The organism is Rhodococcus sp. P4_B6, from assembly GCF_056402215.1.
In genome coordinates, this window is the sequence record NZ_JBFUHV010000497.1 from 1 (window position 1) to 574 (window position 574).

The 574-nt window shown below is 71.4% G+C and carries 1 protein-coding gene; it reads right to left on the reverse strand.

Going from position 1 to position 574, the window contains the following annotated elements:
- Positions 1–522, reverse strand: a 522-nt coding sequence (locus AC1DWT_RS51785) for an IS110 family transposase (RefSeq protein ID WP_477926343.1), incomplete at its 3' end; no start/stop codon positions are given.
- Positions 523–574: the final 52 nt, after the last annotated feature.

Sequence of the window (574 nt, forward strand, 5' to 3'; positions counted from 1 at the left end):
CCTCGGCCCCTCGGCCCGGGACTTGATCACGCTGCGGCGGGCGTTGTGCAGGAACCGGATTGCCTCGACGTCCCCGCCGTGGGTCTTGGGGACGGTGGTGGCGCGTCCGGTCAGGGCCGCGGTGGCGGCGGCGTAGGCGTCGAGCGGGTCGGATTTGCCGTGCCGCCGTCGGGAACGACGGTCGGGGCGGTCGACCTCGACGACGGTGAGGCCGGCGTCGTGCAACACGTGGGTGAGGCCGGCGTCGTGCAACACGTGGGTGAGGCCGGCGTCGTGCAACACGTGGGTGAGGCCGGCGCCGTAGCTGCCGGTGCCCTCGACACCGACGGAGGCGATGATGCCGGTGCTGGCGAGCCAGCTCAGGAGTTGGTGGTAGCCGGCGTCGGTGGCGGGGAACTCGCGGTCGGCGAGGGGGCGACCGAGGTGGTCGACGATCGCGGCGTGGTGGGTGTGTTTGTGGGTGTCGACGCCGGCGTGGATGGTCAGGCTGACATCCGGCGGGGTTTCGGTCATGCTGGTCATGGCTGTCCCTTTCATCTGGTGGCCACGCACCGGTCGGGACGGCGGACAACTC